This is a genomic window from Staphylococcus sp. SM3655, from assembly GCF_016917315.1.
Lineage (GTDB): Bacteria > Bacillota > Bacilli > Staphylococcales > Staphylococcaceae > Staphylococcus > Staphylococcus aureus.
Map to the genome: position 1 here is coordinate 242,168 of NZ_CP070305.1, position 16,681 is coordinate 258,848.

Annotated in this window: 19 protein-coding genes and 1 pseudogene; 6 read left to right on the forward strand and 14 right to left on the reverse strand. The window is 34.8% G+C overall.

Features of this window, described 5'->3' with window-relative positions; translation table 11 throughout:
- Window positions 1–285: 285 nt before the first annotated feature.
- From JQN76_RS01260 to JQN76_RS01285, 6 genes are all read right to left on the reverse strand, one after another.
- Window positions 286–1,428, reverse strand: a complete 1,143-nt coding sequence (locus JQN76_RS01260) for a bifunctional cystathionine gamma-lyase/homocysteine desulfhydrase (RefSeq protein ID WP_001036664.1) — start codon at window positions 1,426–1,428, stop codon at window positions 286–288.
- Entirely contained in the window at window positions 1,412–2,326 is a 915-nt protein-coding gene (locus tag JQN76_RS01265; protein WP_000634094.1) for a PLP-dependent cysteine synthase family protein, read from the reverse strand. The genes JQN76_RS01260 and JQN76_RS01265 overlap by 17 nt, the downstream gene beginning before the upstream one ends.
- Before the next feature lie 216 nt (window positions 2,327–2,542).
- Window positions 2,543–3,880, reverse strand: coding sequence for a sodium-dependent transporter (locus JQN76_RS01270; protein WP_000828722.1), 1,338 nt, complete (start codon window positions 3,878–3,880; stop codon window positions 2,543–2,545).
- 164 nt (window positions 3,881–4,044) lie between these two features.
- Window positions 4,045–4,158: a hypothetical protein gene (locus JQN76_RS01275; RefSeq protein WP_000510436.1), complete on the reverse strand. Its 114-nt coding sequence runs from the start codon at window positions 4,156–4,158 to the stop codon at window positions 4,045–4,047.
- A gap of 216 nt (window positions 4,159–4,374) precedes the next feature.
- Entirely contained in the window at window positions 4,375–5,109 is a 735-nt protein-coding gene (locus tag JQN76_RS01280) for an alpha/beta hydrolase (protein ID WP_001220807.1), read from the reverse strand.
- A 36-nt stretch (window positions 5,110–5,145) separates the two neighbouring features.
- The gene (locus JQN76_RS01285) at window positions 5,146–5,820 is read right to left on the reverse strand and encodes a phosphatase PAP2 family protein (protein WP_000565820.1); all 675 of its coding nucleotides are present in this window, start codon (window positions 5,818–5,820) and stop codon (window positions 5,146–5,148) included.
- A gap of 37 nt (window positions 5,821–5,857) precedes the next feature.
- Between JQN76_RS01285 and JQN76_RS01290 the strand changes: the two genes are divergently transcribed.
- The gene (locus JQN76_RS01290) at window positions 5,858–6,274 is read left to right on the forward strand and encodes a hypothetical protein (protein ID WP_001789536.1); all 417 of its coding nucleotides are present in this window, start codon (window positions 5,858–5,860) and stop codon (window positions 6,272–6,274) included.
- Window positions 6,275–6,502: 228 nt separating this feature from the next.
- Here JQN76_RS01290 and JQN76_RS01295 read toward each other — a convergent pair whose 3' ends face one another.
- The 3 genes from JQN76_RS01295 to JQN76_RS01305 form a co-directional block, all read right to left on the reverse strand.
- Window positions 6,503–6,865, reverse strand: a complete 363-nt coding sequence (locus JQN76_RS01295; RefSeq protein WP_000831496.1) for a Na-translocating system protein MpsC family protein — start codon at window positions 6,863–6,865, stop codon at window positions 6,503–6,505.
- A 161-nt stretch (window positions 6,866–7,026) separates the two neighbouring features.
- A complete protein-coding gene (locus JQN76_RS01300; RefSeq protein ID WP_000211528.1) occupies window positions 7,027–9,732 on the reverse strand; it encodes a DUF2309 domain-containing protein in 2,706 nt (901 codons plus the stop codon).
- A 12-nt stretch (window positions 9,733–9,744) separates the two neighbouring features.
- The gene (locus tag JQN76_RS01305; RefSeq protein WP_000948298.1) at window positions 9,745–11,229 is read right to left on the reverse strand and encodes an NADH dehydrogenase subunit 5; all 1,485 of its coding nucleotides are present in this window, start codon (window positions 11,227–11,229) and stop codon (window positions 9,745–9,747) included.
- Between the two features lie 521 nt (window positions 11,230–11,750).
- Here JQN76_RS01305 and JQN76_RS01310 point away from each other — a divergent pair.
- The 4 genes from JQN76_RS01310 (at window position 11,751) to JQN76_RS01325 (ending at window position 12,159) form a co-directional block, all read left to right on the forward strand.
- Complete coding sequence (locus tag JQN76_RS01310) at window positions 11,751–11,816, forward strand: phenol-soluble modulin PSM-alpha-1 (protein ID WP_014373781.1); 66 nt, start codon at window positions 11,751–11,753, stop codon at window positions 11,814–11,816.
- 31 nt (window positions 11,817–11,847) lie between these two features.
- Entirely contained in the window at window positions 11,848–11,913 is a 66-nt protein-coding gene (locus tag JQN76_RS01315) for a phenol-soluble modulin PSM-alpha-2 (protein WP_014373780.1), read from the forward strand.
- A gap of 51 nt (window positions 11,914–11,964) precedes the next feature.
- Window positions 11,965–12,033 carry a phenol-soluble modulin PSM-alpha-3 gene (locus JQN76_RS01320; RefSeq protein ID WP_014373779.1) on the forward strand — a complete coding sequence of 23 codons (69 nt, stop codon included), beginning with the start codon at window positions 11,965–11,967 and terminating at the stop codon, window positions 12,031–12,033.
- Between the two features lie 63 nt (window positions 12,034–12,096).
- Complete coding sequence (locus JQN76_RS01325; RefSeq protein ID WP_014532416.1) at window positions 12,097–12,159, forward strand: phenol-soluble modulin PSM-alpha-4; 63 nt, start codon at window positions 12,097–12,099, stop codon at window positions 12,157–12,159.
- 255 nt (window positions 12,160–12,414) lie between these two features.
- Here JQN76_RS01325 and JQN76_RS14245 read toward each other — a convergent pair whose 3' ends face one another.
- Window positions 12,415–12,543 carry a hypothetical protein gene (locus JQN76_RS14245; RefSeq protein WP_001815412.1) on the reverse strand — a complete coding sequence of 43 codons (129 nt, stop codon included), beginning with the start codon at window positions 12,541–12,543 and terminating at the stop codon, window positions 12,415–12,417.
- A 268-nt stretch (window positions 12,544–12,811) separates the two neighbouring features.
- Entirely contained in the window at window positions 12,812–14,014 is a 1,203-nt protein-coding gene (locus tag JQN76_RS01330) for a GTP-binding protein (RefSeq protein WP_001062999.1), read from the reverse strand.
- Window positions 14,015–14,132: 118 nt separating this feature from the next.
- Between JQN76_RS01330 and JQN76_RS01335 the strand changes: the two genes are divergently transcribed.
- Window positions 14,133–14,393, forward strand: a complete 261-nt coding sequence (locus JQN76_RS01335; protein WP_072433528.1) for a hypothetical protein — start codon at window positions 14,133–14,135, stop codon at window positions 14,391–14,393.
- A 327-nt stretch (window positions 14,394–14,720) separates the two neighbouring features.
- Here JQN76_RS01335 and JQN76_RS01340 read toward each other — a convergent pair whose 3' ends face one another.
- From JQN76_RS01340 to JQN76_RS01350, 3 genes and pseudogenes are all read right to left on the reverse strand, one after another.
- Window positions 14,721–15,017, reverse strand: a complete 297-nt coding sequence (locus JQN76_RS01340; RefSeq protein ID WP_000074800.1) for a hypothetical protein — start codon at window positions 15,015–15,017, stop codon at window positions 14,721–14,723.
- 18 nt (window positions 15,018–15,035) lie between these two features.
- The gene (locus JQN76_RS01345; protein WP_000971506.1) at window positions 15,036–15,359 is read right to left on the reverse strand and encodes a hypothetical protein; all 324 of its coding nucleotides are present in this window, start codon (window positions 15,357–15,359) and stop codon (window positions 15,036–15,038) included.
- Window positions 15,356–16,680 (reverse strand): annotated as a pseudogene (locus tag JQN76_RS01350) (alpha/beta hydrolase family protein). Before JQN76_RS01350 ends, JQN76_RS01345 begins: the two are co-directional and overlap by 4 nt.
- Window position 16,681 lies beyond the last annotated feature (1 nt).

Below are 16,681 nucleotides of genomic sequence, written 5' to 3' on the forward strand. Positions count from 1 at the left end.
CTCCTTCAAATTCTTATCATTCCACTAGGAATAAAAGCATTATATGTAAAATTGCATATATCGTCAATACAATTTGCCGAATTTTCTAAAAAGTTAAAAAATAAGTAATTCATGAGACAATGACGAATTGTGAGACTACTATGACATTTATCGAATTAAATGAATAAAAATGTCCACCAAACCTCCATAACTCAATCACGAATGATTAACATCGCACAAAAAAGCACTAGTATATTCAAGAACAACAAACGTTGAACTCAAAATATATGCTAGTGCTGCTATTATTTATAACGTATCTAGTGCTTGTTTTAAATCATCGACTAAATCTTCAGTATCTTCAATACCTACAGAAATTCTTACAAGTCCGTCTGTAATACCTTCTTTAGCTCGAATATCTGCTGGAATGGATGCATGTGTCATCAATGCAGGTACTGAAATTAAACTTTCCACTGCACCTAAACTTTCAGCTAATGTGTAATACGATGTTGCTTTAATCAATTGTTTGGCACTTTCTGTATTTTTCACTTCAAATGCAATCACACCTGTATGGCCATCCGCTTGAGCCATATGGACCTCATGATTTAAATGACTTTCAATACTTGGATGGAACACTTGTTGCACAGCTGGATGTGCTTGTAACATTTTAATAATTTCAATAACACTGCGATTAATTTGTTCCATACGTAAGCCTAATGTTTTAATACCCCTCACAAGTAAATAGCTATCTTGAGGTCCTAAAATGCCACCTGTTGAATTTGAAATAAATGCTAAACGTTCTGCAAGCTTGTCATCCGATGTTGCAACTAAACCAGCAACGACATCACTATGTCCACCTAAATATTTCGTTGCAGAATGTAAGACAATATCGATGCCTAAATCTAATGGATTCTGATAATAAGGTGTCATAAATGTGTTATCAACGACTGAAATCAAACCGTGTTCTTTCGCAATTTCAGCAGACTTTTTAATGTCAGTAACACGTAATAATGGATTAGAAGGTGTTTCAATAAACAACATCTTTGTTGTTGGGCGTATCGCTTGTACAATTGAATCTGTATGCGTTGTATCTACAAAATCCACTTCAATGCCAAATCGTGTAAATACTTTTGTCAATGCGCGATAAGTACCGCCGTATACATCTGAATTTAAAATAATATGATCTCCTTTGTCCAACAGCATAACAACTGCACTGATTGCTGCAACACCTGAACTAAATGCAAAGCCATGTTTGCCATTTTCTAATGTCGCAATAACGCTTTCTACAGAACTTCTTGTTGGATTCGCAGTACGAGAATATTCATATCCTTGACGTAAATCACCAATATCATCTTGTAAATATGTACTTGTTTGATAAATTGGTGTTGTAACGGCACCTGTATAATCGTCTGTTGTGTGCCCACCATGAATTAATTTAGTTTTCTTGTTCATTATTATTCTCCTCATATTCAAATATTTGTTTAGACATATAGCGATCACTACCATCTGGAAATACGACAACAATCGTACCTTCAGTTAGTTGCGCTTTTAAATTCAATGCACCTTGTAATGCTGCACCTGAAGAACTGCCTACTAACAACCCTTCATTTATAGCCAAACTTTTGACATTTCGAAAGGCATCTTGATCTTTAATCGTAAATATCCCATCTACAAGACGTCTCTCTAAAAATATCGGCCATTTCTCAGAACCGATACCTTCAGTGTCATGTGCATGAGCTGGCCCTCCATTTAACACGGACCCTTCTGGCTCAACGGCAAAACATTGCACGTGATGTTGCTTTAAATAACGTGCGGTACCTGTAAATGTACCGCCAGAGCCAATACCAGCCACAAAATAATCAATTTGCTGTAATGCTGAAGTCAATTCGGGTCCCAATGTATGAAAATATGTATCCGGATTATGTTCGGATTCAAATTGATTCATATAAACGGCACCATATTTTTCAGCATAGGAACGTGCAGCTAATTGTGCCCCATGCATACCTTCAGACTGACTCGTCCTTGAAACATCTGCACCAAGCGCTATCATAATATTAATCTTTTCTTCTGAAAAACCATACGGCGCAAAGATCTTACATTTCAAATGATGTCTATTCGCTGCAATAGCTAACCCTATGCCTGTATTACCAGCAGTCGCTTCAACAATAGTTTGACCTGCACGCACACGCCCTTCTTGAATTGCCTTCTCTACTAAATATTTCCCGAGTCTGTCTTTAACACTGCCTCCAGGATTCCATTGTTCAAGCTTGGCATAAATTTTAACTTTATCATCACTATAATGTTCTAACAGTACTAATGGTGTATTGCCAATTAAATCATAAGTAATCATAGATGCACCCTCATCTGACATGCCGATCAAATGAATGAAACCTTTCTTCATGTCTCAATTTTAATTCTTACTTTTCAGATAAGAATTATAAACGACATTTTGTTATTTTGCAATTATCTAAGTTTCGATTAATTCAGAACCAGTACTAAATTTTCAATTCAAAACAAAAAAACACCTGAGCAACACAAATACTTGTGTGTCAGATGCTTCTATATATTAACTAAATAATTGCACGATAAAGACTAAAATAATAACGACAGGCATCGCATACTTAATTAAGTAATACCAACCACTGAATAATCTAAATCGATCTTTACCAAAATATTGTTGTAATAATTTTTTATCTAATAATTGTCCTACGACAAGCGTAGTACCTAATGCGCCTAATGGCATCAATACATTCGAAACGATGAAATCCATATTATCAAAAATCGTTCCCGCACCGAATCTTACATCTTTTAAGATACCAAAAGATAAGGTTGCTGGAATACTAATGATAAATACTAAAATACTACCAATCACTGCGACTTTTTTACGTTTTGTATTGTCATTCTTCGTGAAGTTAGAAACATTTAATTCTAATAAAGAAATAGATGACGTTAAAGCCGCAAATAAGAACAGCACTAAGAATCCCAAATAGAATAATGTGCCTAGATGCATTTGACTAAAGACCATTGGTAGTACTTTAAATAATAATCCAGGCCCTTCTTGTGGTTCATAGCCAAAACTATGTAACGCCGGAAATATAGCTAGACCTGCCAATACAGATACAAAGATATTCATAACAACGATAGAAATAGCTGATGACTTAATCGTCATGTCTTTAGAGGCATAACTCGCATAAGTAATCATACCTGTAGTTCCTAATGATAACGTAAAGAATGATTGGCCTAGCGCAAACAAGATACCGTCAGCAGTAATCTCTGATACTCTTGGTTGTAAAATAAATTTCACACCTTCTAAGGCACCATCTAATGTTAAAGACTTAATCACAATGATGATTAAAAAGACAAACAGCAATGGCATCATAACTTTCGATGCCTTTTCTAATCCTTTTTCAACACCTAACATGACAATAATCATCGTAGCGAATATGAATATACCTTGCCCTAGAACAGTTAACCAAGGATTTGATATTACCGCTTCAAAATTCATTTCTTGGAGATGATTGATGCGTTGAAATATAACTAATTGCCATAATACTTGTCCGATGTAAATGACAATCCAACCACCGATAACACTATAGAAGCCAAATAAAATAAACACTGCCAAATTACCGTTCCAGCCAATGATATTGAGCCATTTTTTACCAGTTAATTTACTATATATTTGTGTTGTATATGTCCGTCCCATTTTCCCAACAGTGAATTCCATAATGAGTAATGGTAACCCAACAAAAATGGTGAATATTAAGAACATAGCTAGAAAGGCACCGCCGCCATAAATCCCTGCCATATATGGGAATTTCCACATGGCACCAAGACCGATTGCAGAACCCGCACTAGCTAAAATAAATCCAGTTGATGACTTCCATTGTGATTGTTGTCTTTTCATCATTCACATCTCCTTTAAAGCGTTAAAGCGTCTACGTGTTTAAGTAACACTCTAACATGTATGTAAATAACATGCAATACACCTGCATCAAAATTGTTTCATTAATACGGTAGCGCCTGGATTTATCATAATATAGTCAACTCTTGTAATGTGTTGTCATTACGCTACATTAAATTTTCTGGTTCAATGCTGTATACGTGCGCCAATATCTCGCCATATACAACACCATCTATATCCCCAACATCTCGCCACATAACAACTTCAGGTGCAATGCCCATAAAATTTCCACGACATTACAATACAAATCAACTTCTGGTATAACTCCATAATATTTCCACGACATCACACTACAAATTAACTTTAGCTAAGTTCCCTATACTATCACGCCACAAATTAACTTTAGCTAAGTTCCCTATACTATCACGCCACAAAAAACACTCAAATGACAAATATAATAACATCGTCATTCAAGTGTTAATTTTTAAAATCTTCAATTATGTTAAAGCATTGAAAAAGCGAATAACATTTTCTTCTAAAATATCTCTGCCTTCTCCATGCGTCATTAAATGATGCGAATCCTTCAGACCATTTAATTCTTTGTCTACTGATCCTAAATGTTCATAAATAAAGTGTGCACTTGTTTCATAGGATGGCGCATCTTTACCACCAAATAATATATTAGCTGGCATTTTAATAACATTTAAATTTGTCATGATATCATCAATAAAATGTTGAAACTTCGTAATTTCACCTTCATAATCATCAATTGCTGCTAATTGCGCACTCGATGCTTGCTGATCTAAATTTAAAATATCCGACATGCGTTGACTATAATAAACTAAATGTTCTATTAAACCATCGTCACTCTTTTCCTTTGGTGCTGACATGACAGCGATACGTTTCAAAGGATAGTGTTGCGCCAATTTCAATGTCATTAATCCACCTAAAGACACACCCGTTGCACTGATAGATTCATAACCTTCATTGACTAAAAATTGGTAAGCTTTCTCAACTTCTTCCCACCAATCATCTACATTATATGTCATGAAATCTTTCAACAATAAACCATGACCTGGATAATTCGGTGCATAACAACTAAATCCTTGGTCATTTAACTCAGCTGCAAGATGCTTCACATCCCGATTTGTACCTGTAAATGAATGTAATAATAATATCGCATGTCCATTTGTGCCTTTTAAATACGATGGACTCGGTGTTTTAATTCTCATTTTTCTATATACCTCCACTATGTCTAAAGATGTTTGCTAAACGCGTTGTCGTCGATGATTAATAAAGTATGGGTATACCATTAAGAATAACGCTACCCAAATGATTGCTAGTGACGTGCCGCCAATGACATCTGAAAAGTAATGTGCATGAAAATAAAGGCGACAAAATAATATGCTAAGCCATAATATTCCCATAACTAGCGCACTCAACACTTTTGTTATTGTCTTAGCAGCAAGTGAAATAATTATGATCATTAAGGCGAAATATAATAATGTGCTGGCGTTGGAATGTCCACTTGGAAATGAAAAGCCTGTATCAACGGCTAAATGATTATATGGTCTTGGACGTAAAACAGTATCTTTAATTAATTTGTTCATGATGACGCCTGAAACCAAATATGTCACAAACCAAACCGCTAAATGCCTCTGTTTAATAAACAGTATGATTGTGACGATAATGGAAATCAACACGACACCTTTGACATCTCCAATTTCCGCACTAAACGTCATATAGTAATTAAATAAATTGTTAACATACTGACGTTGTGGCTCACCGAAATAATCTGTAAACCATGTTAATGATCCCATATCTATATTTTTAAGCCATTCTTGATTTGTCACTACACTGTAAAACATACCTATAAATACAATCAGCGCGATTAAAAATAAAGGCACTGTCATTTTCGGTGATGTTAATTTTTTATCTATCATCTTACAATCTCCTCGTATCATCATTTTCATTTTACAAATGTTATCCATAATATCAATGTGCCACAAATTTCACTTTACCGACAATATCAAAATTATAAAGTTCATATTGTTATGTATATTGCAAATAAAACATTGTATAATTGAAATAACAATATTTTGCTATTTTCAATTTAGTACGATCTATATTTATTATACAGAGGGGGTAAGGCGTATCAATAGAGTTATTTTTGTCTATATAGCGTTAATCATTACATTAGTTAGATTCTTTACCCCTATTCATCCATCGTTTTCAAATTTGATTTACTGGATATTTGTATTATATTTTATTCCTATTATACTATGCGTTATCGGTTTCAAGGCCGAAAAACTTATTGCAACAATGGTCATTATACCTAATTTTTTAGGAATACTTTATCGATTATATGCCTACGTCACACATATACTCTTTATGTAAAAGGATAGTGGGCATGTCTCGCAACAAATATGCTTGCGTCGACTTGTCACCATTCGCAAATTTTATGACATACGCCTTTCACGGGCTATATTCAGACCCACGCATTCATCCACGTAATAAACACATCATATAATAGAAAAACAGCACACCCAAATATATGGCGTTGCGCTGTTTAACCAAACATACTTCTATAGCTTTAATAAGCCAACAAAAGCATACCTAACCTTCTTAAATATGCTTTTCCAAATTATCCTCAAGTTTGAATACGATAATACGTTCACCTGTAACTGTACTTAAATCACTGTGGAAGCTCATCACTTTGATACCTGTAATTTTAAGAATGATATCATTCAAATCTTGCTCACCGGATTCAACTAATTCAGAACGTGTTCGTTTAATATTTAGTAATCCTTCATTCGTACTACACACACGATATTCTGCTGGCGTTAAGATACCTTGTAAACTAATAATCACCATATCTCTTAAAATGTCTGATTTAACTGACAAGGAACCTCTGCCAAGGAAATCTTTTTCCCATTGCGTAATGGCTTTACTGATTTCAGCTTCGATTTCACCTTTCGTTCTTTTCATATCACTAACTCCAATAATATTAAAATTGATTACTTCATCTTTGTATCGTTATCACGACATCAACTATTACATTAAGTTTATCATTTTTAGTATATTTTAAGAAGCTAGAACATTGTAGATATGATGATATATTAGTTACTTAGCATCGCAACATTTCATCGTTAAATCCAACTTTTAAAACGCCCTTCCTCATTAACGCTCATTAAACGCAGCCAATGATTAGACACCTTCCTAGCGAAATGCTCATTATTCGCGAGTAGTCTAGCTACAACATAGTCAGGTGCCTGAATAACGACAAGCAAACGAATTGGCGAATGATACATCGTTCGATCAGCAGCCATAACAGATTGCCATGATAAGCCATACATCAGATCACTCGCATTACCTTGCATGACACCAACACCTGACGTGACGGTTTGTGTCGCTTTATTCCCACTTCCGTAAAAATGCGGCGCAACTGTCGACGCATAATATTGTAAATTAATCCATTGTGCCACAAGTGCCGGACCAGAAATGATGGTATTTAATAATGTGCCATCTTTATCTTTACGCCAATCATAATTGTGTAAAAATGTCCGCCCTTCTAAATCAATGCCTTTTGTTAATTGGCGTCGTCCAATTATAAATGATGCATTTTTAGCCAAGCCCCATTCTGGACGTACCTCACTCCAATCACTCGCAAACCGCTGTGCTTCTTCCACTGGATGATTCACACGACCAATCGTTGGCAGTTTGTCCAAACGTTCGCGATTCGCATGTTCAGAAATCATCGGCATCGCGTCATTCAATGATTCATATGCATCTAGAGCTAAAGCTGATAATGTGTCTGGCACATATACCCATGCCAACGTATCAGTAGACGTATGATGTTCTGCTGCCGCAAAAACAGTTGTCTCTGGAATATACACGCCTGCTTGTTTTAATCCTTGTCTGACATTTGGACGATTACATATCATCGCTAATAACTTAGCATTAAAACCGCTTGATGCGCCACCACAAGCCCCACATTCAAGTGATGCATGATGTGGATTATTGTGAGAATGACTAGCATGACCTGCTAACACAACGAACGGCGCAAATGCTTCGGTTAAATCCATCAATTTCAACGCTTGTAACGCGAAATCAATTTGCTCTTGCTCAGTAAATCCAACAGGTAAATCTGATGTTCGGTCAAACTCACGATCAATCGTTAACTTTGTTTCAGGCTTTTTCAACCATTTTTGTTTTATTTTTTGTAAAGACGCGCGACTTTTTCTAGGCATAATCGAATTGACAATGGTACTCAAGCTTAAAAATGGCCCACTTAATTCAGGCAATAACAGACTAGGCATAACATTATTTTTCATCAATTTAAATGTGTAAAACATCGATGACATTGTCTGTTGCTGTTGTCGATAAACATTCATATCGTAGCGGTCTGCAAATTCTTTAATGCGATATGCCGGCGGTACCATGACAGGTAATGAATCATGTTTGAATTGTTCGTCTACGGCATCTTTTTGAATAGGTAATCCAAAGAAACCTGCAATACCAATCGTTTCAAAGGGCCCTGCTGCTTCGATATGTCTACGAAATGGTTCTGAACGAACATCTATACAAAATGCAATTTGCGCTTTCGTTGATGTGCCCATCTGATTTAGCTCGCTATTATTTTCATCAACTGCTTGTGTGTCATTTAACAATACTGAATGTGGCTGATTAGCGTTATCATTTTCTGAGACATTTACTTGGTTTACATCTAATGCGCCCGCCACACTTTCATGACCTGCTTTAATTTTTTGTTTTAACTGAGATTCGTATGTCATTTCCCAGGCAATTAGCCATAAATTTTTAAATACATTTTTATTCATAGTTGCTGCAAAATGAATAAACGTTTGAATTTCATTGACGTCATGTTGTAGTAATACATCGCTAGGCATATCACTGTAGTAACACCATGATGCAACAGTTTGCTTAAACCAATTTTCCGATCTACTTTCACAATCTTTAGTGACTGACTTAAACTCATCACCAACTAGCAATTGTTCGACAATTAACCGAATTGCCAAATAATCCGTTAACAAATATTGTTCAAAGTGATGCTGTTGTGAACGGTAATACAACATACCTGCCCAACCCGGTAACGCCAAAAGATGTCCTTCAACATAAGCTTGGTAGTCTTCCTGATCTATTGAAAAATGAGTTAATACTGACTCTATCGTCATTTCAGGATCATTGGGTAAGCCTTTAATCACTTGGCGCTGTGCTTTAGTAAAACTATGGTCATGTTGCGCTAAATGCAACCATGCATGGTAAAAACTTTGCTCTCGCTTCGGCATTGTCCAACTCGATAGAAATTGATCGATATAAAGTTTCGTCCATTTAATCATTTGACGATTCACTTGTTCGCTAAGTGGCTCACCTTGTTCATCTATTATTGCATCACTCATCGGACGTACATCATAGTGATGATATGAATCAGCCATATCAAGTTTTGATTTTTCTAATAGTAGATCAGCAACAACATCAACATTTGAATGATTCATATATGATGCAGGTACGTCTTTTAATGTTTTAATGTTATCAATATAAAGATTGATGTAGTGTTGCGGGATATTGTAGTGATGTTCAAGTAACATATCAGTAACAAGTTGATTAAAGACACTTTCATCTAATTCACCACGTGCCACAGCACTTTCTATTAATGCTTTATTTGGAAAAATATCCACAGCTCGAACATCACGTAACCATTTTGCAACATCTTCAAACGTATCCGCTTCTAATCCTTCCCATGGATTTCGTGCTGCAAAAATCGAAATCGGTGATAATGGTGTAATAACACGTTTCGCATTTTCAATGACTGAATTGATATTTAACTGTGTTGTCATACCTTTCACCTCCTATAAATACTTCTTCAAATAATTCGGATGACTTTCTATCGCTTTCGAGCGTGCTTCACCTAGATTAACTAACCACACGTACAATACCGCAAAACCCTTAGAGTATCGATGACGCGCCACCCAAATACTTAATAAACTACCAAAGATTAAAATGACAACACTAATGATGACACTCACTGTAGGCGGTGTTGTCGCATGTGTTGTTATATTTCGCAATACATCGTAAAAATAATTATGTGTGATGATGTAGATAAATGTCACAATTGCAATCAAAATCATGCCAACCAGACGTGCCATGCGCCCTTTACTAAAGGCTACCATCTGATTCCAAGATACAAGTAATGACCATGCTAGAATGAGTGCACTTAACACTTCATATGCACTTCTGTCACTACTCATCCAAAATAGAAATGCCACGATAATAGCTAATACACGTCCCATGACAATCCAGCCATAAGCGTCTTTAGCAGATGCTTGTTTTGGAATATTGAATCGCTTCACGATAGAACCTGATTGTAAAAATAATGTTGCTTTAAAAATACCGTGCAATATTAAATGAATAATCGCTGCTGAATATACACCCAATGCACATTGAACTAACATAAAGCCCATTTGACTCATCGTAGAGCCCACTAATTGGCGTTTATAGTCAACTTGAACTAAGCTAATACCCGATCCTAACAATACAGAAATACTAGAAAGGATAAGTAATAATGATAACGCAAATCCATTATCAAATATCGGCGCAAAACGAGTTAGAATAACACCACCTGCATTCACAATTCCTGCATGCATAATTGCTGATACTGGCGTTGGTGCCGTTACAGATTCAATCAACCATCGATGAAATGGAAATTGTGCTGCTGGTATCATGACAGCTAATACAAGTAGTACATTCGTCAACAATGACCATGTCGAATTGGACATATGTTGAGGCACGCGCCACTCGCCAGTCGCAATATAAATAGTTACAATTGCTCCAACGAATGCAAGCCAACCACATAAAAATGTCATGCTTGATAATTTCGCAGACTCACGTGGCACTTTCCAAAAACGATTAACGTTCATCAGCAATGTTAAACATAATAATGTCATACCCCAGCAGAGTGCCATCAGTCTTAAGTCTTCAGACATCCATGCTAAAGATGCAAACGACGTAATCGCAGTGAACAATGGAAAGTAATGTCTATAATGATGATCACCTAGTAAATATCGCATTGAAAACTTTTGAATAATAAAGCCAAGCGCCATTACAAAGCCAGCTAATAACCAAGATAAACGATCTATTTTAAATGGACCTAAGACATGTTGACCATGAATACCGAAAAAGCCAATGACTGCAAATAATACTGGCATGACTAGTATGTATAAATGTAATTTAATATATCTCATTGGCATAACTGGTGCTAAAAATAACAAGCCACTTATCAATGCAATGATAAGCGCAATAACAAACAGTGAAAATAGCAATTGAAAACTTAACACTGCATAACCTCCTTATTTCTAATCTCTCGCATAATTGCTTATGTATAAAAATAAAAACCTACAATAGTAGATTCTGTACATAATGGCAGAAAATTTACTATTGCAGGTTTCAGTTTAACTAGAACACTGCATCACGGTACGTTGATATACCTTGTTGCAGTGTTCTCTTTAAGCGTGCTCCCATGCACATATGTATATAAAATGTTACTTCTGTCTGTTCAATTCATCTTCATAAATATGCTTTGCCTAGACGAGACCTAACGTGTTATTCGTTTTAAACTTATAACATAAAATATAATTAAATTTCTGCTTCATGTCAAATTCATGAGCTTAACCTCTATTAAACCAATGATTGTAAAGATTTTGTAAATGCACCTGTACAGTTAGGCAGTATTTCCCGTCCTTTTAAAATAAAAAATTCGCAGTTATGATCATAACAATTCAAGTTAGGAAAAAAATCAATTACGCACAAGATAACTATGTACAATAAAGTTAACTCATAAGCAAAGGAGGTAATCTTAATGGGTATCATCGCTGGCATCATTAAAGTTATCAAAAGCTTAATCGAACAATTCACTGGTAAATAAGATTTCATAACAAACAAAGGAGGTCTTTCACATGGGTATCATTGCAGGAATCATTAAATTCATTAAAGGATTAATTGAGAAATTCACTGGTAAGTAAGTTATAAAAATCTCATAGATATGAACATCTTATTTGAAGGGGGCCATTCACATGGAATTCGTAGCAAAATTATTCAAATTCTTTAAAGATTTACTTGGTAAATTTTTAGGTAACAACTAATCTCAAACATTAACGATCAACAACTCATCACTATGTTAAATCAACATACAGGAGGACAAAACGATGGCTATTGTAGGTACTATCATTAAAATCATCAAAGCAATTATCGACATTTTCGCAAAATAATTTAAGCGAATTGAATACTTAAAATTCTCAGGCCACTATGCCAATAGGGATGGTGGCTTTGCTTTGTGTTGATTTATTGATGTGAGGTGAGTCTTGTTTGTTGCAAATAAATGGTCTTGGTTTTTTGTATAGGATGTTCTTGGTGGGACGTACGGAATATTCGTGATCTTTGTAGTCTGACGCGTTATATTTTTGTGGCGTGTTTTATGTTTGATACTCGAGTTTTGAGACATTCATGATTTGGCATGCGAAATCTTAATGATCTTCATGATCTAGCGCAAGATATATTGGCCACGTGCAGAATTGCGTTGCACGTTTAGACTGAAACACTCGTGTGACCGTAAGTGTTAATAGTACATTGATAGCTGCATTTACTTCGCTCATTTTTATGACTGTTAAACAATGATTGTACCTTCAATTAACAGTTGGTACGATGGTTTTGCCATTTTTCATCAACGTAAATATAAAAAGGACTAAGACACATACATGTCCTAGCCCTATGGATAAAATGCAAATTTCTGCTTTATCAAAACTATCACACTTTAGATAGATTGAAAACAAAAAGATCCTAAGAACACCTTAACTTTTTATTAATTGTCATAAATTGCAAACAATTAAGCCACAATTCAAAAATGATTATACTTCATTCAACTTATCGTGCTGGTCTAATTTGCCATTGATATGGATCTTCAAATTGTTGCCAATCTACATCAATTTCTTGCGCATTGACTAAGCATGCATCGAGTTCTTTTGTTAATTTTTCTTCATCTAAGTCGGTACCAATAATGACAAATTGTGTATGACGATCGCCATATTCTGGATCCCATTCAGCTACGACGTCTTGGCGTTCTGCTAATATTTGCGTTTGTTGCGCTTCAGACATACTAGCCACCCAATATGTAACTGGATGAATATTGCAAGATGACCCTGCTTGAGATAATAAACATGCTACGTGATTGTATTGTGCTAGCCATACGATACCTTTTGAGCGTACGACATTATTTGGCATGGTTTCTAACCAATCATTGAACCTTTTAGCATGGAAAGGAAGTCGACGTTTATATACAAACGATGATATACCATATTCTTCTGTTTCAGGTGTATGCGATGCATGCCCACCAGACTCAAGTTCTTTGATCCATCCTGCTGACTCGCTCGCTTTTTCAAAATCAAAACGCTGCGTATTTAAAACTTCTTTTAAATCTACTTCAGAATTTGTTGTCTTAATAATTTTAGCAGTCGGTTGCAATGCACTTAACACTTTTTCTAACTTCGCTAGTTCTTCTTCACTAATTAAATCAATTTTATTAATAATCAATACATCACAAAATTCAACTTGGTCAATTAATAAATCAGCAATCGAACGCTCATCTGTTTCATCAACGCTTTGATCACGATCCATCAATAAATCTTCTGAGTTGATGTCATGTACGAAGCGGTTAGCATCCACAACTGTAACCATTGTATCTAAACGGCAAATCGCTGTAAGATCAATGCCAAGTTCATCATCAATATATGAGAAAGTTTGTGCAACAGGTACTGGCTCTGAAATCCCTGTTGACTCAATAACAATTTGATCGATGCCACCTTTTTTCACTAAACGCTCAACTTCTTTTAATAAATCATCTCTAAGTGTACAACAGATACAACCATTAGAAAGTTCGACTAATTTTTCATCTGTACGCGATAGTCCCCCACCATCTGCGACAAGATCTTTATCGATATTAACTTCACTCATATCATTTACAATTACCGCGATACGTCGACCTTCACGATTTTGTAAAATATGATTTAACAACGTTGTTTTCCCCGAGCCTAAATAACCACTTAATACCGTAACTGGAATTTTAGCCATATATATACCCTCACTTCAATTTATTTGTAAATAGGAATAATTCCGTTTTACATTATATAGGAGCGTTTCATCTTTCGCAATCTTCGATAATAAAAAAATAGTATACTTAATTAAATTATTGAGCGCTTTACTTTATAATGGAGACAAAGATATATCTCACGAAAGAGAATCGAGGTGTATAAACATGCTATTTGTCATTTTAGTTTTATATGTCATTGGTATTGCATTTATTCTACTCAGTGTTTTTGGTTCAAAGACTGAAGGATTATCTACGAAACATACGTTATATACCATTGGCAGTGCTATTATAACGATTGCTATTTTCATTTCAATTGGCTATGCCATTCAATACTTAACTGCAGCGCTTTATGGTTTATAAGGTGAAGATGATTTATGGCGGGTAGTTCCAGAGAGGTTAACTTGCGTTGATTTTGATAAAGTGATCATAGCTTTTGGTACTTGAGGATTTTGTTGTTGCTGTTTGGAATGTGGATATGTTTAATGCGGGACAGTAATTTAAGTTGTGTTTTTACAATTGTGAGTGTGATATTTCGATTCGGTTCGAATCACTTTACATGGGAATAAATTAAATTAAAAAGAAGCGGCCTAGTGTCAGTTGTGATTATACTGAAGCGCTCCCTCCAAAGTAGACATTGAAAAAATGAAAATTTTGAAGGGAGCTTTATTTATTAATATGATATGTAGTTTAGCTATTAATTTTTTTCAGGTCATCCTTAATGCTGTCTATCTCAGACATGGCACTTTTAACCCAATCTCCTTGAGCTGCGCCTTTAAAATTAGCTTTAAAAGCTTCGCAATGCTGCGCCATTTGTTCAATCAATACTTTTTCTTCACCTTTTAATTCATTTTCAATATTTTTCTGTTTTTTCTTATGTTCAGGTGCAATAACTGTGCGAATATTTACTTTTTGAGCATCCTTTATCATTGACGATATACTCGGTACTATATCCGGTCCTATAACTGGTCCTACCATTGGACTCATTTAATCTCCTCCAAATTATCAATCACTTAGTTTATCTAACTGATTTTTATAAGATTTTTTTAAGTCTTCTTTATATTCTTCTAATTTCCATTCTTGCTTTCTAATTATCTCATTGATTTCTTGCTCATACGCTTCTATATTTCTCGTCATTTTCCTTTGTGCATCTTCACTATAATTCATTTCGTGTTTCAAATATTGAAAAACATCATAACTACGTTCATTTTCTTTTCGAGCTCTATGCCTAAACTCATTCAAATTTTGCAGTTCATTCTCTATACGTTTTTTCTCATATTCATATGATTCTTCTAATTCATTTTTATTATTAATTCGATTGAACATCATAGTAATCCACCTATTTGTGATGCAAGCACTTGATCTTTATCAACGATTTCATTAATACTAGATCTAACTCTTAGAATATAATTTGATACAGAAGACCCTATCGTTGAAAGTTGTCTTTCTTTTGCAGATATCATTTGTTCAGGATCTCCTACCATACTACTTTCATTCACATGACCTTCATCTAAAGCTTCTAGCACTTCACTCACAGTTATATCTTTACCTACAGCGTTTCCAGCTTTTTGCGCGTCTTCCCAATTTTTTTCAAATTTCTTTTCCTTTTCATTATACATTTTTTTAATTTGATTAATTTCATCATCTATCAGTTGACTGAATGACTGCGCAATTGTTAAAGCTGATAAACTTTCTAAAGCTTTTTGTTGCGAAGAAGATAACCAACCTCCATTTGTAGTCATCATATTTGTTCTAAGTAATTCTATACTAGCTAATTTAGATATGGCATTATTAGAATGCTTTACAAATGACTTATTATTTTCTTCTACATAACCTTGTAGTTTTTTAAGTTCTTTTTTTATAGCTTTTTGTTCTTGTTCAGTTAAGAATCCATCCATTGAATGACCTTTACCATTTTCAATCACTATCTCATGTCCAAAATAAACATATTTCGTATATCCCTGAATAAAATTAGTTAACTCATCTTTATTAGATACAACTCTAGTAATGTTACCTTTATATCCTTTATATAATTTAAATAATCGAGAATTAGGGTCTAAGCCAATAGCTGATATGGGAGCTGGATTATAAACAACGATATTAGGAATACCATTACTCATACCTAATATTACCGCTTCTCTACCGCCTAATGAATGCCCAGTAATAAAATCAATATCATACTTATTTTTTATTTTTTGATGAACTCTTGTGTTTCTTCATAATGTTTGCTTTTATCAGACGGAGGAAATGTTCCAATTTGGACACCGGAAATTAAATCCTTTCTAGTCTCAGCTGAGTCAATTTTATCTTGTTTTGTTGTTGCAAACCCTGGTAGCAAAAGTTGCTTCGCAAGAGCTTCCTTTTTGAAGTTTGTTCCAGTCATGCCAATAATCACTTTCCCGGTATCTTTGTTTAGGAAAGCTGATGCTGTCACACCGTGTTTTTTATCTGTGTGACTATCTATATACTCAAGATTAGAAGGGAATTTTTTTCCTGCTTTTAAGTCTTCAATTTGATCGTGTATTTTATCTTTTTTTAATCCATGATTATTAGCATTTTCTATTTCATAACTAACACTAGATATGGAGCTTGTTGCCTCGGAATTGCTTTTTAAATTACCTGGATTTATAGTATAATCCTTATTTTTCATA

Excerpts from the sequence above, each read along its gene's own strand:
- JQN76_RS14245 (WP_001815412.1), bottom strand. The coding sequence starts at position 12,543 with ATGAGCGAAGTAAATGCAGCTATCAATGTACTATTAACACTTACGGTC.
- JQN76_RS01340 (WP_000074800.1), bottom strand. The coding sequence starts at position 15,017 with ATGAGTCCAATGGTAGGACCAGTTATAGGACCGGATATAGTACCGAGT.
- JQN76_RS01300 (WP_000211528.1), bottom strand. The coding sequence starts at position 9,732 with ATGACAACACAGTTAAATATCAATTCAGTCATTGAAAATGCGAAACGT.
- JQN76_RS01265 (WP_000634094.1), bottom strand. The coding sequence starts at position 2,326 with ATGATTACTTATGATTTAATTGGCAATACACCATTAGTACTGTTAGAA.
- JQN76_RS01295 (WP_000831496.1), bottom strand. The coding sequence starts at position 6,865 with ATGAAAAGAACGAAAGGTGAAATCGAAGCTGAAATCAGTAAAGCCATT.
- JQN76_RS01285 (WP_000565820.1), bottom strand. The coding sequence starts at position 5,820 with ATGATAGATAAAAAATTAACATCACCGAAAATGACAGTGCCTTTATTT.
- JQN76_RS01280 (WP_001220807.1), bottom strand. The coding sequence starts at position 5,109 with ATGAGAATTAAAACACCGAGTCCATCGTATTTAAAAGGCACAAATGGA.
- JQN76_RS01330 (WP_001062999.1), bottom strand. The coding sequence starts at position 14,014 with ATGGCTAAAATTCCAGTTACGGTATTAAGTGGTTATTTAGGCTCGGGG.
- JQN76_RS01260 (WP_001036664.1), bottom strand. The coding sequence starts at position 1,428 with ATGAACAAGAAAACTAAATTAATTCATGGTGGGCACACAACAGACGAT.
- JQN76_RS01345 (WP_000971506.1), bottom strand. The coding sequence starts at position 15,359 with ATGATGTTCAATCGAATTAATAATAAAAATGAATTAGAAGAATCATAT.
- JQN76_RS01290 (WP_001789536.1), top strand. The coding sequence starts at position 5,858 with ATGTTATCCATAATATCAATGTGCCACAAATTTCACTTTACCGACAAT.
- JQN76_RS01270 (WP_000828722.1), bottom strand. The coding sequence starts at position 3,880 with ATGAAAAGACAACAATCACAATGGAAGTCATCAACTGGATTTATTTTA.
- JQN76_RS01275 (WP_000510436.1), bottom strand. The coding sequence starts at position 4,158 with ATGGGCATTGCACCTGAAGTTGTTATGTGGCGAGATGTTGGGGATATA.